Below are 24,414 nucleotides of genomic sequence, written 5' to 3' on the forward strand. Positions count from 1 at the left end.
TGGCGGGCATTATAACGGACGGACTTTGTCAAACCAGCCCGATTTGTGGCTTAAGAAATTCGCCTTGGTGTGTTACCATGTCGCGCTGTTTAAGCCAAAGAACAACTAATTAGGGATTAAGGCTTTCTATGAGCGATCTGGCCAGAGAGATCACGCCGGTCAACATCGAAGAAGAGCTCAAGAGTTCCTATCTTGATTACGCCATGAGCGTGATCGTAGGACGAGCTCTGCCGGATGTGCGTGATGGCTTGAAACCGGTTCACCGCCGCGTTCTGTATGCAATGAACGAGCTGGGGAACGACTGGAACAAGCCCTATAAAAAATCGGCCCGTGTGGTCGGTGACGTAATCGGTAAATATCACCCGCACGGCGACAGTGCCGTGTATGACACCATCGTCCGGATGGCGCAGGATTTCTCCATGCGCTACATGCTGGTCGACGGTCAGGGCAACTTCGGTTCGGTCGACGGCGACAGCGCCGCCGCCATGCGTTATACCGAAGTGCGGATGGCCCGCATCTCCCATGAGTTGCTGGCGGATCTGGACAAAGAGACCGTGGACTGGGTGCCCAACTATGACGGCACCGAGATGATCCCGGCTGTCATGCCCACCAAGGTTCCCAACCTGCTGGTCAACGGCTCCTCCGGTATTGCGGTGGGCATGGCGACCAACATTCCTCCTCACAACCTCACCGAGATAGTCAACGGCTGTCTGGCGCTGATCGAGAATGGCGATCTCACCATCGACGAGTTGATGACCTATATCACCGGGCCTGATTTCCCCACCGGCGGCATCATCAACGGTCGCTCCGGCATCGTGCAGGCGTACCGTACCGGTCGCGGCTCCATCTATGTGCGTGCCAAGGCCGAGGTGGAAGTGGACGATAAGAGTGGTCGCGAGACCATCATCGTCCACGAGATCCCCTATCAGGTGAACAAGGCTCGTCTGATCGAGAAGATCGCCGAGCTGGTCAAAGAGAAGAAGATCGAGGGCATCAGCGCCCTGCGCGATGAGTCCGACAAGGACGGCATGCGCATCGTTATCGAGATCAAGCGCGGCGAGTCCGGCGAGATAGTGCTGAACAATCTCTACAAACACACCCAGATGCAGACCACGTTCGGCATCAACATGGTGGCGCTCGATAACAACCAGCCCAAGGTGATGAACCTCAAAGAGATCCTGGATGCGTTCCTGCTGCATCGCCGTGAAGTGGTGACCCGCCGGACCGTGTTCGAACTGCGCAAGGCGCGGGATCGGGCGCACATCCTGGAAGGTCTGGCGGTAGCGCTGGCCAACATCGATCCGGTGATCGAGCTTATTCGCCACAGCGCGACCCCGGCGGATGCGAAAGCGGGCCTGGTTGCCAAAGGCTGGGAGCTCGGCAACGTGGCTGCCATGCTGGAGAAAGCCGGTGACGACGCGGCCCGCCCCGAGTGGCTGGAGCCCGAGTTCGGCATTCGCGATGGTCACTACTACCTGACCGAGCAGCAGGCCCAGGCCATCCTTGACCTGCGTCTGCACAAGCTGACCGGCCTCGAGCACGAGAAGATCCTGGAAGAGTACCAATCTTTGCTGGAGCTCATCGCCGAGTTGCTGCACATCCTGGCAAGCCCGGTTCGCCTGATGGAAGTGATCCGCGACGAACTGCTGGCCGTGCGCGAGCAGTACGGCGACGAGCGTCGCACCGAGATCAGCATGTCCAGTGCCGAGATCAACATCGAAGATCTGATCACTCCGGAAGACGTGGTCGTGACCCTGTCTCACCAGGGTTACGTGAAGTATCAGCCGCTCTCCGACTACGAGGCCCAGCGCCGCGGTGGTCGTGGCAAGTCGGCCACCCGGATCAAGGAAGAGGACTTTGTAGAGCGTCTGCTGGTGGCCAACACCCACGACACCATTCTGTGCTTCTCCACCCGTGGCAAGGTCTACTGGCTCAAGGTGTATCAGCTGCCGGAGGCATCCCGTGGCGCCCGCGGTCGTCCGATCATCAACCTGCTGCCGCTGGATGAGGGTGAGCGCATCACTGCCATTCTGCCGGTCAAGGAGTATGACGCCGACAAGTATGTGTTCTTTGCCACCGCCAACGGTACCGTGAAGAAGACCAGCCTGTCCGACTTCAGCCGTCCGCTCTCCTCCGGTATTCGCGCCATCAACCTCAAAGAGGGTGATGAGCTTATCGGGGTGGACATCACCGATGGCAGCAACGAGATCATGCTGTTCTCCGATGCGGGCAAGGTTGTTCGCTTCGCGGAAGGCAGCGGTCGCGCTGATGCCGATGCCACTGACGAGGTCGACACCGACGACGACGCCGGCAACGACGATGATGGTAGCGACAACGGCGAAGGCACCGAAAGCAAGGGCACCTTCAAGGGCGTACGCCCCATGGGTCGTACCGCTGCCGGTGTGCGCGGCATCAAGCTGGGCGCCGGTGACCGTGTGGTATCCCTTATCGTGCCCCGTGGCGAAGGTGCCATCCTCACCGCCACCGAGAACGGCTACGGCAAGCGTACCGCGCTGGATGAATACCCGACCAAGAGCCGCGGTACCCAGGGCGTTATCTCCATCAAGGTGGACGAGCGCAACGGCAAGGTGATCGATGCGATCCAGGTTGAGGATACCGACCAGATCATGCTGATCACCAATGGCGGCACCCTGGTACGCACCCGCGTTGCCGAGGTGAGCGTCATCGGTCGCAACACCGGCGGTGTGCGTCTGATCCGTACCGGTGAGGACGAAACCGTGGTCGGTCTGCAGCGTATCGCCGAGAGCGACGAGGACGAGAACGACGCAGTGGCCGTGGAAGGTGAGGTGTCCGAAGGCACTGATACCGCAGCGGACACCGGTGCTGTCGATGCCGGGGAGGCGGGCGACGAGTAATCGTTCTCCGTTTGCCTGATGAAGAAAGAGCGACCTCATGGTCGCTCTTTTTATTTGCGCGTGGTTGGTGTCAGCCAGGCGTGAAACCGAGGTGAGTGGCTGTCATGCCCTTGTCATCGGGGAGTGTCATCCTGATACGGCAACCAGCGAGTTATCCCTGTTATTACTGTTACAAGGAGCTGCATATGACCAGTTGGATCACATGGGAGATCTGGTGGAACCGGGTATGGGGCGAGCCAGAGATGCTGCATGCAAGGGAGGAAGAGCACGAGGTCGCTCATGAACCCTCGCGACTGCCGGTCGAACTGCTGACGCAGGGGCGGAGAGATCAGCCCGGTTGAACCGCCCCCTCGCAAGAGGGTCAAGTTCAGGGGCCTGCCATCATGATCGGAATTAAAACAGGCTGAGCTGTTCCCCGGGACGCATAAAGAGATCGCGCCGTAATTGAATGTGCCGCTTGCCGAGCGCAAGGCGCCTGCTGATGAGGCGAAAGCGCTGGGCAAGCAGATCGGCAAACTGACCCTGACCGCGCATGCGGGTGCCGAAGGCTGAACTGTTGAGGGTGCCGCCCCGGCTCGCCCGCAACTGGTTCAAAATGGCCTCCTTCTGGCCCGGATAGTGTTCATCCAGCCAGTCGCTGAACAGGGTGGTCAGCTCGTGAGGGAGGCGCAGCAAGATGTAATCGGCGCAGCCGGCGCCAGCCGCGACAGCGGCCTTGATGATCTGCTCGAGCTCGGGCTCGTTGAGGCGCGGGATCATGGGGGCGGCCAGCACCCCGACCGGCACGCCTGCCCGGGTCAGCTTCTCGATCACCTTGAGCCGGCCGGCTCCGCTGCTGGCCCTCGGTTCCAGCTGTCGTCTGAGGGTTTCATTGAGGGTGGTGACTGACACCATCACCTGGAACAGGCCCTCCCGGGCCAGCTCGGTCAGCAGATCGAGGTCGCGCAGGATCATGGCGCTCTTGGTGATGATCCCCACTGGGTGGCGATGGGCCAGCATCACCGTCAAGAGCTCGCGAGTGAGGCGATAGTGCTGCTCGATGGGTTGATAGGGGTCGGTATTGGCCCCGAGGACGATGGTTTGTGGCTGATAACCCGGTTTGGCGAACTCCTTGCGCAGCAGATCGGCGGCGTTGAGCTTGGCAAACAGTCGGGTTTCGAAGTCAAGGCCGGGGGAGAGCTCAAGATAGGCGTGACTGGGCCTGGCATAGCAGTAGATGCAGCCGTGCTCGCACCCCTGATAGGGGTTGATGGAGCGGCTAAAGGGAATGTCGGGGGAGTCGTTGTAGCTAATGATGCTACGGGCCTGAATCTCTGTTATCCGGGTTTGCGGGTGGCTTGGGGTGAAGGCCGCCTCCCACTCGGATTGCTGCCAGCCGTCGTCAACCACCTCGATAAGCGGGCCGCTGAAACGGTGATCGATATTGTGAGCGCTGCCTCGTCCTGCCATCGTCTTGCGTGAATACTGTTTATATATACAGTTATGATGCAAGTCGGCAGGGCAAAGTGCAAGTCTCTCCCTCCCTTTGCATAAAAAAGCATGACAAATGGATCTCTTGCTTGATCCGTTCGCTACATTTCGTTTACATAAGAAAAGTGCGAACTGGATCACGGAAATCATCATGAAGCCCATCTCTTCCCGCTGGTTGTTTATCGGTGTCATCGGTCTGGCTATCTGGCGTCTCATTCCGCTCACTACCGAGCAGGAGATGGCCTCGGCCAACCGGGCCTGGCGCACCGGCCATTTTGAAGAGGCGACTCGGGTCTGGTTGCCACTTGCCGAACAAGGGCTCCCCCGTGCCAAGGCCCTGATGGGTTGGAGCCACGAGGTGGGGCAGGGCAGCGAGCAGGACATGACCCTGGCCATCGACCTTTATCGTCAGGCCGCCCAGGCGGGGGACGCCTTCGGCCAATATCGGCTGGGGGAAATGTATCTGCGCGGAGCCGGGGTAAAGCGGGATCTGCGCGAAGCATTTCACTGGATGGAGCTGGCGGCTCGTAACGGTGATGTACCCGCCATGCTCAAAGTCGGTGTGCTTCACTTGATGGGGGCCAGCGGGCAGGTCGATCTCTCCCAGGCCAAACAGTGGCTCTATCAGGCTTCGCAGAAGGGCAACAAACTGGCGTTGAAAGTGCTGCAGGAGCTGGTGCGGGCAGAGGAGGGGAACAGCACTTTCGATTTCAACTGGCAGCCTCTTTTGGGGCAATAATTGGCCATGCCCCCGGCCGGTTGTAGAAAATCTCGACAAACCCGATACAGCTGCAACAACTTCTGGTAGGATTGCCCCGTTTTGGCTTGGTTTGCCTCGATAAATTCGCTGTTCTCGTGACAGGCCGGCTTCGCAAAGTGCTGTGGAGAACCAGAACATCACCCTTTTTTGAATCGATTTTCCATCCCGCATGTGACCTTTGGTACGGGTCACCACTGTATAAGGAAACATATAATGCCAATCATTACTCTGCCTGACGGCAGCCAACGTCAATTTGCCCATTCTGTTTCCGTCATGGATGTGGCCGCGGACATCGGTCCCGGTCTCGCCAAGGCGTGCATTGCTGGTCGGGTAAACGGTGAACTGGTGGATGCTTGCGAGCTGATCGAAGCCGATGCCTCCCTGGCCATCATCACCGCCAAAGACGAAGAAGGTCTGGACATTCTGCGCCACTCCTGCGCCCACTTGCTGGGTCATGCCATCAAGCAACTTTGGCCCCAGACCAAGATGGCCATCGGTCCCGTCATCGACAACGGTTTTTACTACGACATCGATCTCGACCGCACCCTGACCGACGAAGATCTGGCTGCCCTGGAAGAGCGCATGATGGCGCTGGCCGCCAAGGATTACGACGTCATCAAGAAGAAGGTCTCCTGGCAGGAAGCGCGCGACGTGTTCGAAGCCCGTGGCGAGACTTACAAAGTCGAGATCCTGGATCAGAACATTGCCCGTGATGATCAGCCCGGTCTTTATCATCACGAAGAGTACATCGATATGTGCCGCGGGCCGCACGTGCCCAACATGCGCCACTGCCACAACTTCAAGTTGCAGAAGATGTCAGGTGCCTACTGGCGCGGTGACTCCAACAACAAGATGCTGCAGCGCATTTACGGCACCGCCTGGGCTGACAAGAAGCAGCTCAAGGCCTACCTGCAGCGCCTGGAAGAGGCCGCCAAGCGCGACCATCGCAAGATCGGCAAGCAGCTCGACCTGTATCATATGCAGGAAGAGGCGCCTGGCATGGTGTTCTGGCACAACGACGGCTGGACCATCTTCCGCGAACTGGAAACCTTCATCCGCGGCAAGCTCAAAGAGTACGACTATCAGGAAGTGAAAGGTCCCTTCATGATGGACCGTGTGCTGTGGGAGCGCTCCGGCCACTGGGATAAATATGCCCAGGCCATGTTCACTACCCAGTCAGAGAATCGCGAGTACGCCATCAAGCCGATGAACTGCCCGGGTCACGTGCAGATCTTCAACCAGGGTCTGAAATCCTACCGCGATCTGCCGCTGCGCATGGCCGAATTCGGATCTTGCCATCGCAACGAGCCGTCAGGCTCCCTGCACGGCCTGATGCGTGTGCGTGGTTTTACTCAGGATGACGCCCACATCTTCTGTACCGAAGAGCAGATCATGGAAGAGGTGTCTGCCTGTATCCGTATGGTCTATGACGTTTACGGTACCTTCGGTTTCGAGAACATCGTGGTCAAGCTCTCCACCCGTCCGGAGCAGCGCATCGGTTCCGACGAGGCATGGGATCGTGCCGAAGCCGCCTTGGCCGAAGCGCTGGACGTGAATGGTCTGAAGTACGATCTGCAGCCGGGTGAGGGGGCTTTCTATGGTCCCAAGATTGAATTCACTCTGCACGATTGCCTTGATCGTGCCTGGCAATGTGGTACCGTGCAGCTCGACTTTGCCCTGCCGGGCCGTCTTGGCGCCACCTATGTGGGCGAAGACAACGAGCGTCACGTGCCCGTGATGATCCACCGCGCAATACTGGGCTCGCTCGAGCGCTTCATCGGTATTCTGACTGAAGAGTACGCCGGTCTGTTCCCGACCTGGTTGGCTCCGGTTCAGGCAGTGGTCATGAATATCACCGACAATCAGGCCGAATATGCAGTAAAAGTAGCCAAAGCATTGAATGATGCGGGTCTTCGTGCAAAAGCGGACTTGAGAAATGAGAAGATAGGCTTTAAAATCCGCGAGCATACTTTGAAGCGAGTGCCTTTCATGCTGGTCTGCGGCGATAAAGAAGTTGAAGCCGGCAAGATTGCAGTACGGACTCGCAAAGGGGCTGACCTGGGTACTTATCCTGTTGAAGAGCTGATTGCTCTATTGACCCAGGAAGTTCAGACCCGCGGACAAAAGAAAGTGGAGGAATAAGCTATAAAAGGCGGAAAAAAACTGGGCAAGCAGCCGCAAGCCCGCGCTCACCGGATCAACGAAGAGATCCGACTGAAAGAAGTTCGTTTGGCTGGTCTGGATGGCGAAGCGCTCGGTATCGTATCCATCCAGGAAGCTCTGAACTTGGCCGCTGAGGCCGAAGTGGATCTGGTCGAGATTAGTCCGAACGCTGAGCCGCCCGTTTGCCGGATCATGGATTACGGCAAATTCCTCTACGAAAAGAGCAAAACCACCAAAGAACAGAAGAAAAAGCAGAAAGTCGTCCAGGTCAAGGAAATCAAATTCCGTCCTGGCACTGACGAAGGCGACTATCAGGTAAAACTACGCAACCTGGTTCGCTTTCTGGAAGACGGGGACAAGGCTAAGGTCACCCTGCGCTTCCGTGGTCGTGAAATGGCCCACCAGGATCTTGGTATCAAGGTTCTGGAGCGCGTCAAGAACGATCTGGAAGAGTTGGCCGTAGTCGAGTCGTTCCCGAAAGTCGAAGGCCGTCAAGCTGTGATGGTCCTCGCGCCCAAGAAGAAATCTTAAGGCCCACAAGTAATTGACACATGGGGCTCGCTCCATGTGTCGGTTCGCCTTGCGATTTTGTTGTCACTCACAATGCGGAGTATGAAATGCCGAAGATGAAAACCAACCGGGGTGCTGCGAAGCGCTTCAAAAAGACTGGCTCAGGTCGCTTCAAGTGCAAGCACAACCACCTGCGTCACATCCTGACCAAGAAGAGCAGCAAGCGTAAGCGTCAGCTGGGACCGAAGTTCTTTGTTTCCGCTGCCGACCACAAACGTGTTGTCGCTTGTCTGCCGTACGCATAAGGGGGGATGTGAAAAATGCCAAGAGTTAAACGTGGTGTGACCGCTCGTGCTCGTCACAAGAAAGTAATGAAAGCCGCCAAGGGTTACTACGGCGCCCGTTCCCGTGTTTACCGCGTAGCGGTACAAGCGGTAACCAAAGCCGGTCAGTATGCCTACCGTGACCGTCGTCAGAAAAAGCGTCAGTTCCGTCAACTGTGGATTGCTCGTATCAACGCAGCAGCCCGTCAGAACGGTCTGTCCTACAGCCGTCTCATCAACGGTCTGAAGAAGGCTTCCATCGAGATCGATCGCAAGATCCTGTCCGATATCGCCGTTCACGACAAGCTGGCTTTCACCGCCCTGGTTGAAAAGGCTAAAGCAGCACTGGCTTAATCCGGTTCTGTTATGAAAGATAAAAGGAGGCTCAGGCCTCCTTTTTTGTTGCCCCATTTCTGCTAGCCAGAGGAATGGGAAGTCCAGAAGAGGTGATGTTAAGCCTGCATTCTCTACTTTTTATATGCCAACAAACTAATGTTCAAACAAACTATTTAAAGAGGGTAGGGGATAAAGTGAGACTCGCTTGATATAACAAAATGATTTATAGGGAGAAAAGGGGACCTTAAGTATGGTCAGCGAAGGGGCTTTTTTTGTATTATTCCCCTCTTGACCTTATTTAGCCTAAAGGCTCCTGTTCCGGGAGTGGTGACGAGGAAGACATGCAACAGCTTGAAGAAGTAGTCGGCCAGGCCAAGGCCGAAATTGAGGGCGTCAGCGACATCGCGGCCCTCGACGAGATCCGGGTCAAATATCTGGGTAAAAAAGGCTTTTTTACCGAGCAGATGAAAGGGCTGGGCGCCTTGTCCGCCGAAGAGCGTCCGGCCGCCGGCGCCGTGATCAACCAGGCCAAGCAGCAGGTTCAGGATACCCTGAACGCGCGTCGTGAAGCCCTCGAAATCGCCGTGCTGAACCAGAAGCTGGCCGCCGAGACCATCGACGTCAGCCTGCCGGGCCGTCGCATCGAGAATGGCGGTCTGCACCCGGTGACCCGCACCATCGAGCGCATCGAGCGCCTGTTTGGCGAGATGGGTTTCAAGGTTGCCCGTGGTCCCGAGATTGAAGACGGCTTCCACAACTTTGATGCGCTGAATATCCCGGCCCATCACCCGGCGCGTACCGACCACGATACCTTCTACTTCAATCCTGATCTGATGCTGCGCACTCACACCTCGGGTGTGCAGATCCGCACCATGGAAAAGCAGCAGCCGCCGATCCGCATCATTGCGCCGGGCCGCGTCTATCGTAACGACTACGACATGACCCACACTCCCATGTTCCATCAGGTCGAAGGTCTGCTGGTAGACGAGCATGCCAGCTTCACCGAGCTGAAAGGCATCCTGCACGACTTCCTGCGCAACTACTTCGAGGAAGATCTGACCATTCGTTTCCGTCCTTCCTACTTCCCGTTCACCGAGCCGAGCGCCGAAGTGGACGTGATGGGCAAGAATGGCAAGTGGCTGGAAGTGCTGGGCTGCGGCATGGTGCACCCGAACGTGCTGCGTTCGGTCGGCATCGATCCGGAAAAATACTCCGGCTTTGCTTTTGGCATGGGCGTTGAGCGCCTGACCATGCTGCGCTACGGGGTCAACGACCTGCGTGCCTTCTTCGAAAACGACCTGCGCTTCCTCAAGCAGTTCAAGTAAGGGCGAGAGAACATGAAATTCAGTAAATCCTGGGTGATGGAGTGGGTCCGCACCGAGTTGAGTGACAACGCACTGGCCGAACAGATCACCATGGCCGGTCTGGAAGTGGACGCTGTGGAAGCGGTGGCCGGCCAGTTCAACAACGTGGTGGTGGGTGAAGTGGTCGAGTGTGCCCAGCATCCGGACGCCGACAAGCTGCGGGTGACCAAGGTCAATGTAGGTGAAGAAGAGCTGCTGGACATCGTCTGCGGCGCGCCGAACTGCCGCCAGGGCCTTAAAGTCTGCGTGGCCAAGGTAGGGGCGACCCTGCCGGGTGATTTCACCATCAAGAAAGCCAAGCTGCGTGGCCAGCCGTCCCACGGCATGCTCTGCTCCTTCAGCGAGCTGGGTATCGACGTTGAAGCCGATGGCATCATCGAGCTGCCGAGCGATGCCCCCATCGGTATCGATATCCGTGAGTACCTGAACCTCAACGACGTCGCCATCGACGTGGATCTCACCCCGAACCGTGCCGACTGCCTCGGTATCGCAGGTCTGGCCCGTGAAATCGGCGTACTCAACAGTGTGGATGTGGTCGAGCCGAGCTGGACGCCGGCTGCCGCCACCATTGACGCCACTTTCCCGATCCGGGTTGAGGCGCCTGCCGACTGCCCGCGCTATCTGGGCCGCGTCGTCAAGGGGCTGAACCTCAAGGCCCAGAGTCCGCTCTGGATGCAGGAGAAGCTGCGCCGTGGCGGCATCCGTTCCATCGACGCCATCGTCGACATCACCAACTACTTGCTGCTGGAATACGGCCAGCCGATGCACGCCTTCGATCTGGCGACGCTTGAAGGGGAACTGGTGGTGCGCCGCGCCAAGGCTGACGAGCCCATGACCCTGCTCGACGGCACCGAGGTGAAGCTCAAAGAGACCACCCTGGTGATCGCAGATAGTCAGGGCCCTGCCTGCATGGCCGGCATCTTCGGCGGCGATCGCACTGGTGTGTCCGAGACCACCACCGACATCCTGCTGGAGTGCGCCTTCTTTGCACCGCTCTCCATCACCGGCCGTGCCCGTGCCTACGGTCTGCACACCGATTCTTCCCACCGCTTCGAGCGCGGGGTGGATCCCGAACTGCAAGCCAAGGTGATGGACCGTGCCACCCGTCTGCTGCTGGATATCTGCGGCGGCGAAGCGGGCCCGGTTATCGAGGTCAAATCCGATGATCATCTGCCCAAGGCTGCTCCTATCAAGCTGCGTCGTGCCAAGCTCGACAAGGTGATCGGCATCAGCGTGGAGGACGCGCAGGTGGTCGAGATCCTGACTCGCCTCGGCATGCAGGTGACTGTGGAGACGGATGGCTGGACCGCACTGGCTCCCTCCTGGCGTTTCGATATCGCCATCGAGGAAGATCTCATCGAGGAAGTGGCCCGCATCTACGGCTACAACAACATCCCCAACCTCAAACCGGCTGCCTCTCTGGCGATGGTGGAGCAGGCGGAAGGGCAGGTGACCCTCAAGCGGGTGCGCGACCTGCTGGTCGCCCGTGGCTTCCAGGAAGCGATCACCTACAGCTTCGTCGATCCCAAGACCCAGCAGACCCTGTTCCCGCAAAGCGATGCCATCGTGCTGCCTAATCCCATCTCGGTCGAGATGTCCGCCATGCGCGTCTCCTTGTTCCCGGGTCTGGTGGAAGCGGTGGTCTACAACCAGAACCGCCAGCAGCCGCGTGTGCGCCTGTTCGAGCAGGGCCTGCGTTTCATCAAGGATGAAAGCGCCGAGAACGGCATCCGTCAGGAGCCCATGCTGGCCGGTATCATCACCGGCAACCAGAGCGACGAACACTGGGACATCAAGAGCCGTGGGGCAGACTTCTTTGATCTGAAAGGGGATCTGGAAGCGGTACTGGATCTGACCGCCGAAGGCGCCACTTTCACCTTCGAGCGTACCGAACACAGTGCACTGCACCCGGGCCAGAGCGCGGCCATCCTGCGCAGCGGCGAGGTCATCGGCCATATCGGCGTGATCCACCCGAGCCTCGAGAAGAAGCTGGGTCTCAAGAGCCGCGTCGTCATGTTCGAGCTGGAGCTGGACAAGCTGACCCCGGCCAAGGTGCCGGTTGCAGCCGAAGTTTCCAAGTTCCCGGCCAACCGCCGTGACATCGCCGTCGTTGTTGACCGTCAGATTCTGGCAGGCGATGTTCTCGCAGTAATTAAAAAAGTTGGCGGAAATCAGGTAGTTGGAATAAACTTGTTTGACGTATACCAGGGCGCTGGTATGGCTGAGGACAAGAAGAGCTTGGCCATCAGCCTGGTGCTGCAAGATACCCAGCGCACCCTGGAGGAGAAAGAGATTGCCGAGACCGTGGACAATGTCGTGCGGGCCCTTGGTGAAGAGTTGAATGCATCCTTGAGGGATTGATCTATGGCGCTTACCAAAGCCGACATTGCAGAGCACCTGTTCACCCAGCTCGGGATGAGCAAGCGTGAAGCCAAAGACATGGTGGAAGCCTTCTTTGAGGAAATCCGACAAGCGCTTGAGCGTGGTGAACAAGTCAAGATTTCAGGCTTCGGTAATTTTGACCTTCGTGAGAAGAATCAGCGTCCCGGACGTAATCCCAAGACTGGTGAAGATATTCCCATCAGCGCCCGTCGTGTGGTGACCTTCCGGCCTGGCCAGAAACTCAAGGCCAGGGTAGAAAATGTTGAACCCAACGAGTAACAAAGAGCCAGGCTGACGCCTGGCTTTTTTCTTTCCCTATGATCCGAACCTCCATGTTGTTGCTGACGGCGCTGGTTGTAACGCCGCTGTCAGCCACCATACTGCCGCTGGCGCCATCCACCCAGGCTTATGCCAACTCTCTCAAACAACTGACATTCTGTTACCCGGCCACGCTGCCGCCACCCTATCTGCTGGCACAAGGTGGGTTGCTCAAGGATCAGATCACCCGTCTGGCCAAGCAGCTGCCGGTGCCGCTTCTGTTTCAGGAGCTGCCCGACTGGCAAACGGTGCGCGGCGCCTTGCTGGAGGGGCAGTGCGACATGGTTCCCCATATCGGGGCGGCGACGAGCAATCTGCCCAATACCTGGCTCAGTCGTCCCATGATGGAGACGGACTCTGCCGTGCTCTACCGGGGGGCGCTCCAGCAAGCCACTTTTCTGGCTTACGCAGGTTCCGATGCCGTATCGGTATTGCATGACATCTTTCCGGCGGCGGCGATCAGAACCCTGGCACCGGGGGAGTCCTTGTATGAGGCGATGAAGAGTGGCCAGGGCAATGCCTACTTTGGCGATTACCTGCAACTGCGTTATCTGATGAAGGAGTTTCCGGTGGAGGGGTTGCGACTGCGCCGTCTGCTCGGGGATGACAGGGTAATAAGCTACCGTCTGATGATGCGAGAAGAGCCCGAGCTTGTTCGCCTCATCGACACCGCCATTCGTTACATGCCTGCCGGCAGCCTCTATACGGATCTTGATCACTACCTCGATCAGAGCGCGCTCTCCTTCAATCAACCCCGTTTCAGCGATGTCGAACAGGCCTGGCTGGCCGGCAGCCGCCGTACCGTGCGGTTGGTGGTCAACCCGGAGCTGATGCCTTATAGCGGCCTTGACGAGCAGGGCAATCCAAAGGGGTGGAGCGCCGACGTGCTGCGCTGGATCACCCAGGAGACGGGCCTGAAGTACCAGGTGGTGCCTGCGCTTAGTAAGGCTGATGCCATCGAGAAATTGCGCAGCGGCGAGGCAGACATGATGACGGGCTTGCCGGAGTCTCCGATCCTGGCAGATGAGTTCACTTTCAGTCGGATGATCTCCATCAATCGCTTTGCGCTGATCAGCAAGGGAACCCTGGCAGCTACTCATATTTCGGACCTCAAGCGGCAGCGGATCCTGGTGCCCGAATCGCTCTATGATCCCTCTTTGCTGACGCTGCTGGGGGAACAGGAGTGGATACGCATCGGCACCCTGGAACAGGGGCTTGATGCGCTGCGACGGGGAGAGGCGGATGCCATGCTGAGCGAGCTCTATCAGTTGCAATATCCGCAACGAACCCAGTTGCTGGAAGGGTTCGAGATCAAGGAGATGGAGGACAGGTTTGGTATCGGGTTTGCCATTCGCCAGGACGAGGTCGAGCTGGCCAGCGTGCTGGATCGCAGCCTGATGACCCTGACCCGCAACCGGATAAATGAGCTCAATCAACGCTGGCGCCGCTTGGTCGTCGTGCAGCAACCCGGGGTGAGCTATCTCGCCTGGTTCGGCTCCGTCGGTTTGGCACTGTTGATCAGCGCCATCGTCATCGGCGTGATCTGGCGATCCCGCCAGCAACTGGCGCGGGAAGTGGCTCAGCGCCAGGTAGCCGAGCGGGCCCTGGCCATCGAAAGCGAATTGCGTGACACCCTGTTCCAGACGCTGCCGCTACCGGTGTTTATGCGGGACAGCCAGGGCAGGATCATCAAGTCGAACAAGCTTGGGCGGCGCCTGGCCACTCGATATGGCGATCAGCTGGCGTTGCCTCCGGTACAAGCCCACAAGGAGGAGGGGGAGCTGATACTGGGAGATCAGGTGTTCGCCTTCGTGCAGCATCCACTGCCGCGGGACAAGCAGACTCCGGTGACCGATCTTATCGCCCTCTCTGATATCAGCGCGCTGCAGGAGCGGGCGCGTATCCTGCGCCAGGCGGAGCGGCGGCTGCGGGCCCTGACCAATACTGTGCCCGGCGTGGTGCTGCAGTTTTTGTTCGAAGATGGCAGGGTCCAGGGCATAGAGTTCATCAGTCGGGGCTGCTACGGGTTGCTTGGGCTGGCCAGCCAGCAGATCCGGCGCGATCCCGGCCAGGTCTTTGCCCAGCTGGACCGTCACGAGCTGCGCCAGTTGCGCGATACCATGCAGGAGCGGCTGCAAGCGGGCAAACCCTTCGTCCATACCTTGCGCTATCGTCATCCGCAGCATCAGGAGCGCTGGTTGCAGCTTGATGGCCGTGGCCGTCGCCAGGGACAGGGGTGGCGCGTCTATGCGGTGATGCAGGATGTGACCGCGCGCATCGAGCAGGAGCGGGCATTGCAACGTTCCCACGAGCAGGCGCAGCAGGCCGTGCTGGCCAAGGGGCGCTTCCTGGCCGCAGTCAGCCATGAGATCCGCACCCCCATGAACGCCATCCTCGGCCTGCTGGAGTGGCTTGCCAGCACGCCGCTCACTCAGGAACAGAGCTCGGCGCTGGGGCGAGTGCGACAGGCGGGGGACGAGCTGTTGGGGCTGCTCAACGATGTGCTCGATTTCAGCCGCAACGAGAGCAGCAAACTCTCTCTCTCCCCCCAGCCGACCGACTTCATCGAGTTGTGTGAACAGGTGGCGGCGGTGCACTGGAACAAGGCGCGCGACAAGCGCCTGCAACTGCGCCTGGTGCTGGATTCGGCTCTGCCCGCCTTGCAAACCCTGGACCCTCACCGGATCCGCCAAATCCTGCATAACCTGCTCTCGAATGCCATCAAATTCAGCCAGCGGGGGGAGGTGGTGCTCTGGGCCACCCGGGCGGGTAACAGGCTCCGCTTCGGGGTGGATGACGAGGGCCCCGGCATTACTGCCGAGATGCGTCCCACCCTCTTCATGCCTTTCGAGCAATTTGCCGTGGCAGGGCAGCTGCGGGCACCCGGCACCGGGCTCGGGCTTGCCATCTGCAAGCAGCTGGTCGAGCAGATGGGGGGCCTGATCGATGTGGTGGCCAGAGAGGGAGGCGGCAGCCGCTTCTTCTGCGAGTTGCCCCTTGATGTGATCCGGCAGACTCCCCACTGGCAACCCGAGGTACGGCAGCTGGCGCTGGTGATGCCGTCGGATGAAGCTGAGTCTCTCATCCCCTGGCTGGCGCGACTTGGCGTCAACGTGATCCCGGATGGCGCCGATGTGCTGGAGGCCAGACAGGACGAGCGCGGTTTGTGGCATTGGCAGTGGGCTGGGGAGTCCTGGGTGCCAGGCACCCTGATCAGCCTGCTGCAGCCGCAATGGGTACCCGATGAACCGGTGGCCGACCTCCAGCCAGGATTGAATATCAGGGTGCTGCTGGTTGAAGATCATGACGTCAACCGGGAGCTTATTACCCTTCAGCTAAGACAACTGGGTGCCAGGGTGGTGGGAGCGGCCAACGGTCAGCTGGCGCTGCAGATCCTCGCAGAGCAGGAGGTCGATCTGGTGCTGACCGATCTGCAGATGCCGGTGATGAACGGGGCCGAACTGTGCCGGGCGTTGCGTCATTCCCCCCAATGGCGCCATCTGCCTGCCTATATCATCACCGCCGATCTGAGCGAGCAGGCAGCCCTTGAGTTGCAGTCCTGCGGTTGTGATGGGCATCTCGACAAACCCGTGGCTCTGCGGGAGCTGGCAACCCTGTTGCAGCAGCTGGGAGGCGGGCAGCAGTCAGAGAAGACAGACGCGCAGTGGGAGATGGCCCCCTCTCCCATGCTGACCGATGAGCTGATAGCGCTTTATCTGGAAACAACCCGGGGGGATCTCGCCGAATTGGTGCTGCACCTGGCCAACAAGGACACGTCCGGGGTGGAAGCCACTTTACACAAGGTCAAGGGGGCCGCCAGAATGGTGGGAGCTACCCCCATAGTCGCGGTGATTGAAGAGTGGCAGCGTGCTCGCCACTCTTTCCTCCAGGCCAGGTTGTCCCGGGCACTGGACGAGGTCAGTCGCCATTTCACCAAGAGAGCTCAAGATGATCATCACAGATGAAGAATTACTGGCGTTGCTCAACTCGGAAGAGCCCGGCTTGGCCAGCTTTAGACCCATCACCTTATATACCCTGGATCGTGCCTCCTATGAGCACGTAAAAGGATGCGCACTGCCCGACTATGTCGCACTGCACCGTACCCAGCCCGATGCCTGCTGGCAGTGGGAGGGGCTCTTCACGGCCGGTGCCATCGCCATCTATGATCCCGCCTCTCACCGGCAAACCGGCGATCTTGCCCAGCTGCAAGGCCATGTGGGGATCTATGCCATTGACGAAGAGTGGCAGGCCGGGCTTGCCGACAGTTATCGCCGTTGGGGTGACTGGCTGGCGGCGCAGCGGATCCTGCTGCTCGAAGATCACCCGTTTCAGGGCAAGCAGTTGCAACAGACCATTGCCGAGCTGGGGATCCCCTGCCAGTGGGTGCAGGAGGAACAGGCCTGTCTGACGGCCCTTGCCGACGGGGAGATCCGCATGTTGATCTGCGATCTCAGCCTGGTGGAGCAGGATGCCATCAGCGTCCTGATGGGGCAGCCCCAGCTGCGTGAGGCTGGGTTGCCGATTGTGCTGCTGTCCGCCCATGAGCAGACCCTGCTCAACGGGGCGCGCCGCTTGTTGCACGATGCCGGCTTCAACGTCATGGCCGCTCTTGCCAAGCCCCTCGATACCGATGAACTGCTCAGATTGTTGCGCGCGCTCTATCTTGGTCCGTTGCGCCAGCGCCGCTTGAGCGGCCATCGCCGCACCATTCGTACCTGGCGGGGGGAGGTGCTGGGGCAACTCAGCCCGCGTTCCCATCCTTCCACCACCGCGCCGGTCTGGTTGACGGTGAGCGGCCTGCCGACCCGATGGGAGAGCCTGAGGGAGTGGCTGGGCGAACAGGCTCGCCAGCCTGCGGAGTTGACGCTGCTGATCCATCGCCGGGATCACCTGCTCACCAACGCCGAACGCTTCGCACTGGTGCTGCAGGCCAGTCTGGCTGGCTGCAAGCTGGCCCTAGTGCTCGACAACAGCCAGCACCTTCCCTTTGATCTGCTGGAACGCCTGCCCCTTGAGGCCTTGCTGGTCGGGCAGGGGATGCTGCCCGAGCTGGAGTCCTTGAGTCCGGACTCCCTGCAGGGGCGTTTCATGGCGCGGGTGCGCGAGCTCGGGATCGCCATCTATCTTGACGACCCCTACAACCTGCTCGATATCGAGCCGTGGCGTGATCGCGGCATGGCCGGGCGCTGGTAGCCATGGCTCGTTATCTTTGCTGGCCGATGCACAGGGAACGTCTGGAGAAGGGGTTGGCGGGATGGCACACTCCGCACTCCCGTGCCGAGCTGCCCGTCGCGATGACGATTGCAGAGGAGCCTTGCCAGCTGCGTGAGCTGCGGGGCGTCGAGCCCGCCAGCATGCTGGCAGCCTACGATGCCCTTAGCGAAGAGAGCGTCTATCTGCGTTTCATGCGCCCCAAGCTGGCACCGCCACCCGATCAGGTCGCAGCCTTTCTTCATTACGATCCGGCCCGGCAGATCTCGCTGCTGCTCACAGCGCAGGATGGTCATCCGTTGGCCCAGGCCCAATCCATCCGTCGTCACCGCCATCCGGAGCGGGCCGAGTTTTCCTGCATCGTGGCGGATCATTTCCAGCACAGGGGGGCGGGCAGGCGCATCCTGCTGGCATTGGCCCTGCTTGCCAGGTCGGAAGGGATCCGGGAGTGGGTGGCCGAGGTGCTGGCCCAGAACCGCCCCATGCTGACTCTGCTCAAGCGATTGGGGTTGCCCCTGACCCTGGTTACGGGGCGCGAGCTGGTGTTCGTCAGGCTGGATCTCAGCGTGCTGGATGAGTGGCTCCCCGTCCACGCCCTTAATACCAAGGGCGAATAGAGCCCCATTTTCCCCTGTGCTAAGGTCACAGCTATGAGCAGGGATGAAAAGGAAGATGTCATGGGACAGACGTTCAAACATATAGTGATCCTGACCGGTGCCGGGATCTCTGCCGAATCCGGGATCAAGACCTTCCGTGCCTGCGACGGTCTGTGGGAGGAGCACAGGGTGGAAGACGTGGCGACGCCGGAAGGCTATGCCCGGGATCCGCAACTGGTGCAACACTTCTACAACTCCCGCCGCAAGCAACTGCAGCAACCCCAGGTTCATCCCAATCCTGCCCACTATGCCCTGGCTCGACTCGAGCGCCTCTTCCCGGGGTCGGTGACCCTGGTGACCCAGAATATCGACAACCTGCACGAGAGCGCGGGCAGCAAGAACCTTATCCATATGCATGGCGAGCTGCTTAAGGCGCGTTGCCCCGAATCGGGGCAGGTGATCGAGTGGCGCGGCGATCTGTCTCAGCACGAACTCTGCTCCTGCTGCCAGTTCCCCCAGCCGCTGCGCCCGCACGTCGTCTGGTTTGGCGAGATGCCGCTGGGGCTGGATCGCATCTACAGCGCCTTGGCCCAGTGTGATCTCTTCATCTCCATCGGCACGTCCGGCGCCGTCTATCCTGCCGCCGGTTTCGTGCATGAGGCGGGTTTGAACGGCGCCCATACCATAGAGCTCAACCTGGAGCCGAGCGAGGTGGGCAGTCAGTTTGACGAGAAGCGTTATGGCCCGGCATCACTGCTGGTACCCGCCTATGTGGACGAGTTGCTCGAGGCGTGTGGCATCCATCAGCCCAGGATAGTGGATGGACACAACTGGATGGAGATGCGTGGCTCCTGACGTTTCGGAACTACTTGTAGGGGAAGGGAAAAATCCATCTTGATTACAATATCTACAGTTGCAATGGCTCATTGAAGTCGCCACACTGACAGCCAAATGATGGGATCTAGTTGGCGCAATAATCATGAATAGAATGAAGCAATGGAGTGCTTTTATCCTCCTGGTGCTGGCCAGTGCCTGTGCATCGGCCGCTTCCCCCCTGATAACGCTGGTGTTGCCGGATGGCCAGCAGCGTCAGCTCAATGAAACCGACCTGGCGACGCTGCCGCAGACCGAATTTCAGACCGTGACCCCCTGGACCCGAGGCACTCATCGCTATCGCGGTCCGACCCTGACGACCGTGCTGGCTGCGCAAGGAGTGCCACAGGCCCGCAAGATCGCCGTATCGGCTCTCAATGGTTATCAGCAGGAGGTGGATCTCGCCCTGTTTGACGGGGTGCCCCTGACCCTGGTTCGCCATGAGGATGACAAACCGCTGACCCGGCGCAACAAGGGGCCGCTCTGGCTGCTGATCCCCTTTTCCGACTATCCCAAGCTGGACGTGCCGGCCATCCACAACAACATGGTGTGGCAGGTGAACCGCATCGAGGTGATCCGCTGATGGGGCGTCGACGCCACAATGGATTGCTGATCGCCATTATCCTGCTGTTTCTGATCTCCTCCGGCTGCGGCCTCTATCTGCAGCACAAACAGGATCAGCTGCTCGATACCTACTACCGCAATGTCCACTGGAACATCAGCCAGGTGATGCTGGAGTCCCAGCGCTTTCTCTTCGATCTGCGCCTCTATCGGGCTGGCTGGCTGGAGATGGAGACCCTGAGCCTTCATTACGATCTGCTGTGGAACCGGCTCGATATCTTCCTTATCGGCAGCGAGACCGCCGAGGTTCGGGAGCGCTATGGATTAGGCAGGCATGTCGCCCGGCTGTTCGAGCAGCTCAAGCAGCTCGAGCCCCTGATGGATGGTGGGACAGTGCCTTGGCGGGAGTTGGACATCTTGCTGGCTCAGATGGGCGAGCAGACCCGCCAGATTGAACAGATAGGCGAACACATTCTCTCCGGCCAGGAGCGGGAGGTGTCGGTCAACCAGATCCGCGATACCCTGTTCTGGCTGCAGATCTGGCAGCTCGTCCTGCTGGCGACCGGTGGCGTGCTGGTCTATGCCCTGATCCGGGCCAATTTGCAGAACCGGCGTCTCTCCTTAAGCGATCCCCTGACCCGGCTCGGCAATCGTCGGGCACTGCAGGAGGAGCTGGCGCGCGCCCTGCAAACCCCCGGCGTACTGGCGCTGGTGGTACTCGATCTCAAGCGCTTCAAGCAGGTCAACGATCTGCTCGGTTATCAGGTGGGCGATCGGCTGTTGCAAACGGTGGCCAGCAAGCTGCAGCAGGCCCATCAGGGGAATGCCTACCGGCTGGGCGGTGACGAGTTTGCGGTGATCTTGACCGCCGGCAAGCAGCCGCTGGCGGTGCAGATCCGCGATCTGATGGCGCTGCTTCACTTCGAATTCGTGACCCGGGAGAGCCGTTTCGATCTCGCCTGCAGGCTGGGAGGGTCTGAGGTGTTGCCACCGCAGGATCCCGTGCGCCTGCTCGATCAGGCCATCCTCGCCCTCAATCAGGCCAAGCGAGATGGCAGCTGCGAGCCAGTCTGGTACCAGCCCGGCATGCAGCAACAACTGATGCTGAACCAGCAGCAGGCCCAGCGATTGCGCGACTGGCTGGCCGACGAGGCGCCTTGCCCCTTGCTGATCGACAGGCTGGCGCTGTGCAGTGAGCAGGGGGAGCGTTTGTGGCAGTGGTCCCTGCGCTGGCAGGAGAGTCTGGCTCCCTGTGAGGTGAGCTGGTTGCAGGAGGGGGGACTGCTTGGGCCCGTCATGGCCCGGTTGCTGCAAGAGGATGACACGGCGGCGAGTGAGGGCGAGTCACGGCTGGTGGCGCTGGATAATCAGGTGCAGTTGGCCCATGTGCTGGCTTATCTGCCGGATGTGCTCCCAAACCCCCTCGTGCTGCGAGTGCCCACCCTGCAAAAGGAGGCGGCGCTGCTGGCGCGGGTGCAAGCCTGCGGCTGCGTGCTGGCCCTCGCGCAATTGGGCTCCTGCACGCCCGCCACGCTGGCGGCTGGCTGGCCGGTACGCTACTGGTTGCCTGAGCCTGCAACCCACGGCGATTTGTTGCAGCCGCTGGCCAATCGACTGGGATTGCAGTGGCTGCGCCCGGTCGATACGCCCGAGGCGAACAACCCGGCAAATCCATGACAAAGGGCGACCCCGGGGTCGCCCTTGTTGTCTCTGCGAACGTGTCGGTTTAGGCCTTGGGGGGAGGGGCGCAGGAGGTTCTGATCACCAGATCCGGCTCGACCGTGATCATCCTGTTTTCCACCTGTTCGCCATTGATCCGCGCCAGCAGGCGAGTGACGGCGAGGCGTCCCAGCTCCTCCTTGGGTTGGTTGATGGTGGTGAGGGGCGGTGACATAAATTCTGCCAGCGCCACGTTGTCATAACCGACGATGGAGAGATCGCGGGGTATGTGCAGTCCCACTTGATGGGCGGCACTGATGGCTCCCATCGCCATCATGTCGTTGCAGACAAACAGGGCAGTGGGGCGCGAAGGTTGCGCCAGCAGACGTCTCATGGCCTGATGGCCGCTGGCACAGTCAAAGTCACCCTCCTGGATCCAGGCTGGGTTCACGGTGAGCCCCGCTTCCTGCATCGCCTGCTCGAACCCCGCCTGACGCTGGTTGGCGGGGGCGCGGTTGTGGGGGCCCGTGATGCAGCCGATGGCAGTGTGGCCAAGTTCGATCAGGTGGCGGGTTGCCAGGTAACCGCCGCGATGGGAGTTGTCGGCGATAAGATCCACCTCCCGGCTATCCATGCCCCAGTCCATCACTACCACCGGCAGGCTCTTGAGCCAGTCGAGCTGGTTGAACACCTCCTGCTGCCCCTCGCTGCACATGATAAGCAGGCCATCCACCCGTTTGCGCAGCATCATCTTGAGGTAGGAGAGGGCGGTCTCGGCTTGCCCCTCTGTGTTGCCCAGCATCAGGTTGTAACCCTGTTCGAAGCAGTAGCGTTCCACCCCGCGCACCACTTCGGCGAAGAAGGGGTTGCTGGAGGTGGTCACCAGCATGCCGATACTGTTGGTCTCTTTCACCTTGAGGCTGCGGGCCACCAGGCTCGGGGCATAGTTGAGCTCGCGCATGGCGGCAAAGACCCGCTCCCGGGTCGTATCGCTCACGAAGCGAGTCTCGTTGATGACGTGGGAAACGGTGGTGGTGGAGACCCCCGCCAGCGCCGCCACCTCCTTGATATTGGCCATCAGTGCCCCTGCGCTGCTTGGGCCTGCAGGAAGGTGTCGACCTCCTGCTTGCCGGGGATGGAGCTCTGGGCACCGAAGCGGGTGACGGAAAGCGCCGCCGCGCCGTGAGCAAAGCGTACCGCGCCGTTGAAATCGGCCCCGGCGAGCTGGGCGGCCAGCAGGGCGCCGTTGAAGGTATCCCCGGCCGCCGTGGTGTCCACCGCCTCGACCCGAAAGCCCGGAATGAGCTGTTGCTGCTGGCCGTTGCTGCAATAGACCCCTTGCGAGCCTAAGGTGATCATCACCTCCGCAATACCCATCTGGTGGAAGCGATTGGCCGCCTCGCGGGCGCTCGCTTCATCGCTCACCTTGACCCCGGTCAGCAGCTCGGCTTCGGTCTGGTTGGGGGTGATGAGATCCACCAGTGCCAGCAGCTCGGCCGCGAGGGGCCGGGCGGGCGCGGGGTTGAGCACCACCCGGGTACCATGGGCGCGGGCCTGGCGGGCGGCTTCAAATACGCTTTCGAGCGGCACTTCCAGTTGCAGCAGCAGGGTGTGGGCATCGGCGATCATGGTTTCATGGCGTTTTACCACAGCCGGGGAGAGGGCACCGTTGGCCTCGGCGGAGATGCCGATGCTGTTCTCCCCCTCATCACTCACATAGATGATGGCGATGCCGGTGGGGAGCTTGTCGTCGAGCTCCACCGCGCTGACGTCAATTCCGTCCTGCGCAAAGCCCTGACGCATCTGCCGGCCGATGGCGTCATCGCCGATGCGGGCGATAAAGGAGACTTCTGCACCTAACCGGGCGGCGGCGACCGCCTGGTTGGCCCCTTTGCCACCCGGCACCACCTGGTAGCTGTGGCCGGTCAGGGTTTCTCCGGGGCGGGGAAAGTGGGGAACGCGCAGTACATGGTCTGCATTGACACTGCCCAGAACGACGAGACGATTCATGTTGACTACTCCTGATGCATCTTGGCCTGGGGATCAGGTGGGCGTGAGCCCAGGCCGAGAGACACCGAGGGAAGGGGGAGGCGATCCTCCCCCCATCCGTTTACTCGATGCGCTTATTTGGTGACCACTTGCAGCGGTACCGGGATGGATTTCTCCACCGGCTGACCCTTGAGCACCTTGTCGGCGGTTTCCACGCCGATGGCACCGATGAGCGCCGGTTGCTGGGCCACGGTAGCGGCCAGTTTACCCTTGGCCACGGCAGCCTTGCCATCGTCGGTGCCGTCGAAGCCGACAATCATCACCTCTTTGCCGGCGGCCTGCACGGCGCGGATGGCACCCAGCGCCATCTCGTCATTCTGGGCAAACACCGCCTGTACACCCGGGTGGGCGGCCAGCAGGTTTTCCATGACGTTCAGACCCTTGGTGCGATCAAAATCGGCGGGTTGGGAGGCGAGCACCTCCAGCTTGTTGGCGGCCACGGCCAGGGCGAAGCCTTCGCCACGGTCACGGGCGGCGGAGGTACCGGCGATCCCTTCCAGCTGAATGACCTTGGCACCCGGGCCCAGTTTCTCGGTGATGAAGTCGCCAGCCAGCTTGCCACCGGCCACATTGTCGGAGGCGATGTGGGCCTTGACCTCACCCTGCGCGGCGCCGCGGTCCAGGGTCAGCACCGGGATGTTGGCCCGGTTGGCCAGACGGATGGCGTTGCCCACGGCCTCGGAATCGGTCGGGTTGATCAGGATGGCATTGACCTTGCGCACGGTGAGATCTTCCATGTTGGAGAGCTCCTTGGCCGGGTCATTCTGGGAATCCAGCACCACCAGCTCGTAGCCAAGCTCCTTGGCTTTGGCCTCGGCACCCTCCTTCATGGTGACGAAGAAGGGGTTGTTGAGGGTGGAGACCACCATAGCCAGGGTGTTGTCGGCGGCGTGGGCGGTGCCCAGCACGGACATGATGGCGGCAGCGAGCAGGGTATTGAGCTTTTTCATCATTTCATTCCTT

The 24,414-nt window shown here is 60.3% G+C and carries 20 protein-coding genes; 16 read left to right on the plus strand and 4 right to left on the minus strand.

The window, feature by feature from the left end; all coding sequences use genetic code 11:
• Nucleotides 1–128 precede the first annotated feature (128 nt).
• Both gyrA and LA321_RS15970 read left to right on the plus strand, forming a co-directional pair.
• Complete coding sequence (gene gyrA, locus LA321_RS15965; RefSeq protein ID WP_042069314.1) at nt 129–2,876, plus strand: DNA topoisomerase (ATP-hydrolyzing) subunit A; 2,748 nt, start codon at nt 129–131, stop codon at nt 2,874–2,876.
• 185 nt (nt 2,877–3,061) lie between these two features.
• Nucleotides 3,062–3,217, plus strand: a complete 156-nt coding sequence (locus LA321_RS15970; protein WP_167335314.1) for a hypothetical protein — start codon at nt 3,062–3,064, stop codon at nt 3,215–3,217.
• Between the two features lie 52 nt (nt 3,218–3,269).
• Here LA321_RS15970 and LA321_RS15975 read toward each other — a convergent pair whose 3' ends face one another.
• A complete protein-coding gene (locus LA321_RS15975; RefSeq protein WP_042069317.1) occupies nt 3,270–4,325 on the minus strand; it encodes a PA0069 family radical SAM protein in 1,056 nt (351 codons plus the stop codon).
• Between the two features lie 172 nt (nt 4,326–4,497).
• Here LA321_RS15975 and LA321_RS15980 point away from each other — a divergent pair, with 172 nt between their 5' ends.
• The 14 genes from LA321_RS15980 to LA321_RS16045 all read left to right on the plus strand — a co-directional run bounded on the left by LA321_RS15980 (nt 4,498) and on the right by LA321_RS16045 (nt 21,420).
• Nucleotides 4,498–5,085, plus strand: a complete 588-nt coding sequence (locus LA321_RS15980) for a tetratricopeptide repeat protein (protein WP_042069318.1) — start codon at nt 4,498–4,500, stop codon at nt 5,083–5,085.
• Nucleotides 5,086–5,319: 234 nt separating this feature from the next.
• Entirely contained in the window at nt 5,320–7,248 is a 1,929-nt protein-coding gene (gene thrS, locus LA321_RS15985; protein ID WP_042069320.1) for a threonine--tRNA ligase, read from the plus strand.
• 21 nt (nt 7,249–7,269) lie between these two features.
• On the plus strand, nt 7,270–7,800 hold the full coding sequence (infC, locus tag LA321_RS15990; RefSeq protein ID WP_234923365.1) for a translation initiation factor IF-3: 531 nt from the start codon (nt 7,270–7,272) through the stop codon (nt 7,798–7,800).
• 86 nt (nt 7,801–7,886) lie between these two features.
• Nucleotides 7,887–8,084 carry a 50S ribosomal protein L35 gene (gene rpmI / locus LA321_RS15995; protein ID WP_005300673.1) on the plus strand — a complete coding sequence of 66 codons (198 nt, stop codon included), beginning with the start codon at nt 7,887–7,889 and terminating at the stop codon, nt 8,082–8,084.
• A gap of 15 nt (nt 8,085–8,099) precedes the next feature.
• Nucleotides 8,100–8,456 (plus strand): 50S ribosomal protein L20, encoded by a 357-nt coding sequence (gene rplT / locus LA321_RS16000; RefSeq protein ID WP_026456846.1) that lies wholly within the window; start codon nt 8,100–8,102, stop codon nt 8,454–8,456.
• 323 nt (nt 8,457–8,779) lie between these two features.
• Nucleotides 8,780–9,763, plus strand: coding sequence for a phenylalanine--tRNA ligase subunit alpha (gene pheS / locus LA321_RS16005; RefSeq protein ID WP_026456847.1), 984 nt, complete (start codon nt 8,780–8,782; stop codon nt 9,761–9,763).
• 12 nt (nt 9,764–9,775) lie between these two features.
• The gene (gene pheT / locus LA321_RS16010; RefSeq protein WP_042069322.1) at nt 9,776–12,163 is read left to right on the plus strand and encodes a phenylalanine--tRNA ligase subunit beta; all 2,388 of its coding nucleotides are present in this window, start codon (nt 9,776–9,778) and stop codon (nt 12,161–12,163) included.
• 3 nt (nt 12,164–12,166) lie between these two features.
• A complete protein-coding gene (ihfA, locus tag LA321_RS16015) occupies nt 12,167–12,463 on the plus strand; it encodes an integration host factor subunit alpha (protein ID WP_005300715.1) in 297 nt (98 codons plus the stop codon).
• 53 nt (nt 12,464–12,516) lie between these two features.
• Nucleotides 12,517–16,467 carry an ATP-binding protein gene (locus tag LA321_RS16020; protein WP_224212219.1) on the plus strand — a complete coding sequence of 1,317 codons (3,951 nt, stop codon included), beginning with the start codon at nt 12,517–12,519 and terminating at the stop codon, nt 16,465–16,467.
• Complete coding sequence (locus tag LA321_RS16025; RefSeq protein ID WP_042069323.1) at nt 16,451–17,695, plus strand: response regulator; 1,245 nt, start codon at nt 16,451–16,453, stop codon at nt 17,693–17,695. The genes LA321_RS16020 and LA321_RS16025 overlap by 17 nt, the downstream gene beginning before the upstream one ends.
• Nucleotides 17,696–17,697: 2 nt before the next feature.
• Nucleotides 17,698–18,330 (plus strand): GNAT family N-acetyltransferase, encoded by a 633-nt coding sequence (locus LA321_RS16030; RefSeq protein WP_042069325.1) that lies wholly within the window; start codon nt 17,698–17,700, stop codon nt 18,328–18,330.
• 60 nt (nt 18,331–18,390) lie between these two features.
• Nucleotides 18,391–19,164: a Sir2 family NAD+-dependent deacetylase gene (gene cobB, locus LA321_RS16035; protein ID WP_042069327.1), complete on the plus strand. Its 774-nt coding sequence runs from the start codon at nt 18,391–18,393 to the stop codon at nt 19,162–19,164.
• A 124-nt stretch (nt 19,165–19,288) separates the two neighbouring features.
• Nucleotides 19,289–19,765, plus strand: a complete 477-nt coding sequence (locus LA321_RS16040) for a hypothetical protein (RefSeq protein WP_026457662.1) — start codon at nt 19,289–19,291, stop codon at nt 19,763–19,765.
• Entirely contained in the window at nt 19,765–21,420 is a 1,656-nt protein-coding gene (locus LA321_RS16045; RefSeq protein ID WP_042069330.1) for a GGDEF domain-containing protein, read from the plus strand. Before LA321_RS16040 ends, LA321_RS16045 begins: the two co-directional genes overlap by 1 nt.
• A 49-nt stretch (nt 21,421–21,469) precedes the next feature.
• Here the strand turns inward: LA321_RS16045 and LA321_RS16050 are convergent, their stop codons facing one another.
• The 3 genes from LA321_RS16050 to rbsB all read right to left on the minus strand — a co-directional run bounded on the left by LA321_RS16050 (nt 21,470) and on the right by rbsB (nt 24,401).
• Nucleotides 21,470–22,480, minus strand: a complete 1,011-nt coding sequence (locus LA321_RS16050; RefSeq protein ID WP_042069331.1) for a substrate-binding domain-containing protein — start codon at nt 22,478–22,480, stop codon at nt 21,470–21,472.
• Nucleotides 22,480–23,412 (minus strand): ribokinase, encoded by a 933-nt coding sequence (rbsK, locus tag LA321_RS16055; RefSeq protein WP_042069333.1) that lies wholly within the window; start codon nt 23,410–23,412, stop codon nt 22,480–22,482. The genes LA321_RS16050 and rbsK overlap by 1 nt, the downstream gene beginning before the upstream one ends.
• 113 nt (nt 23,413–23,525) lie before the next feature.
• A complete protein-coding gene (gene rbsB / locus LA321_RS16060) occupies nt 23,526–24,401 on the minus strand; it encodes a ribose ABC transporter substrate-binding protein RbsB (protein WP_026458219.1) in 876 nt (291 codons plus the stop codon).
• Nucleotides 24,402–24,414 lie beyond the last annotated feature (13 nt).

Source organism: Aeromonas enteropelogenes, from assembly GCF_020097295.1.
Classification (GTDB): domain Bacteria; phylum Pseudomonadota; class Gammaproteobacteria; order Enterobacterales; family Aeromonadaceae; genus Aeromonas; species Aeromonas enteropelogenes.

What these genes read in the sequence shown, in the direction of transcription:
- gyrA (WP_042069314.1), top strand. Translation starts at nt 129, where the DNA reads ATGAGCGATCTGGCCAGAGAGATCACGCCGGTCAACATCGAAGAAGAG.
- LA321_RS15970 (WP_167335314.1), top strand. Translation starts at nt 3,062, where the DNA reads ATGACCAGTTGGATCACATGGGAGATCTGGTGGAACCGGGTATGGGGC.
- LA321_RS15975 (WP_042069317.1), bottom strand. Translation starts at nt 4,325, where the DNA reads ATGGCAGGACGAGGCAGCGCTCACAATATCGATCACCGTTTCAGCGGC.
- LA321_RS15980 (WP_042069318.1), top strand. Translation starts at nt 4,498, where the DNA reads ATGAAGCCCATCTCTTCCCGCTGGTTGTTTATCGGTGTCATCGGTCTG.
- thrS (WP_042069320.1), top strand. Translation starts at nt 5,320, where the DNA reads ATGCCAATCATTACTCTGCCTGACGGCAGCCAACGTCAATTTGCCCAT.
- rpmI (WP_005300673.1), top strand. Translation starts at nt 7,887, where the DNA reads ATGCCGAAGATGAAAACCAACCGGGGTGCTGCGAAGCGCTTCAAAAAG.
- rplT (WP_026456846.1), top strand. Translation starts at nt 8,100, where the DNA reads ATGCCAAGAGTTAAACGTGGTGTGACCGCTCGTGCTCGTCACAAGAAA.
- pheS (WP_026456847.1), top strand. Translation starts at nt 8,780, where the DNA reads ATGCAACAGCTTGAAGAAGTAGTCGGCCAGGCCAAGGCCGAAATTGAG.
- pheT (WP_042069322.1), top strand. Translation starts at nt 9,776, where the DNA reads ATGAAATTCAGTAAATCCTGGGTGATGGAGTGGGTCCGCACCGAGTTG.
- ihfA (WP_005300715.1), top strand. Translation starts at nt 12,167, where the DNA reads ATGGCGCTTACCAAAGCCGACATTGCAGAGCACCTGTTCACCCAGCTC.
- LA321_RS16020 (WP_224212219.1), top strand. Translation starts at nt 12,517, where the DNA reads ATGTTGTTGCTGACGGCGCTGGTTGTAACGCCGCTGTCAGCCACCATA.
- LA321_RS16025 (WP_042069323.1), top strand. Translation starts at nt 16,451, where the DNA reads ATGATCATCACAGATGAAGAATTACTGGCGTTGCTCAACTCGGAAGAG.
- LA321_RS16030 (WP_042069325.1), top strand. Translation starts at nt 17,698, where the DNA reads ATGGCTCGTTATCTTTGCTGGCCGATGCACAGGGAACGTCTGGAGAAG.
- cobB (WP_042069327.1), top strand. Translation starts at nt 18,391, where the DNA reads ATGGGACAGACGTTCAAACATATAGTGATCCTGACCGGTGCCGGGATC.
- LA321_RS16040 (WP_026457662.1), top strand. Translation starts at nt 19,289, where the DNA reads ATGAATAGAATGAAGCAATGGAGTGCTTTTATCCTCCTGGTGCTGGCC.
- LA321_RS16045 (WP_042069330.1), top strand. Translation starts at nt 19,765, where the DNA reads ATGGGGCGTCGACGCCACAATGGATTGCTGATCGCCATTATCCTGCTG.
- LA321_RS16050 (WP_042069331.1), bottom strand. Translation starts at nt 22,480, where the DNA reads ATGGCCAATATCAAGGAGGTGGCGGCGCTGGCGGGGGTCTCCACCACC.
- rbsK (WP_042069333.1), bottom strand. Translation starts at nt 23,412, where the DNA reads ATGAATCGTCTCGTCGTTCTGGGCAGTGTCAATGCAGACCATGTACTG.
- rbsB (WP_026458219.1), bottom strand. Translation starts at nt 24,401, where the DNA reads ATGAAAAAGCTCAATACCCTGCTCGCTGCCGCCATCATGTCCGTGCTG.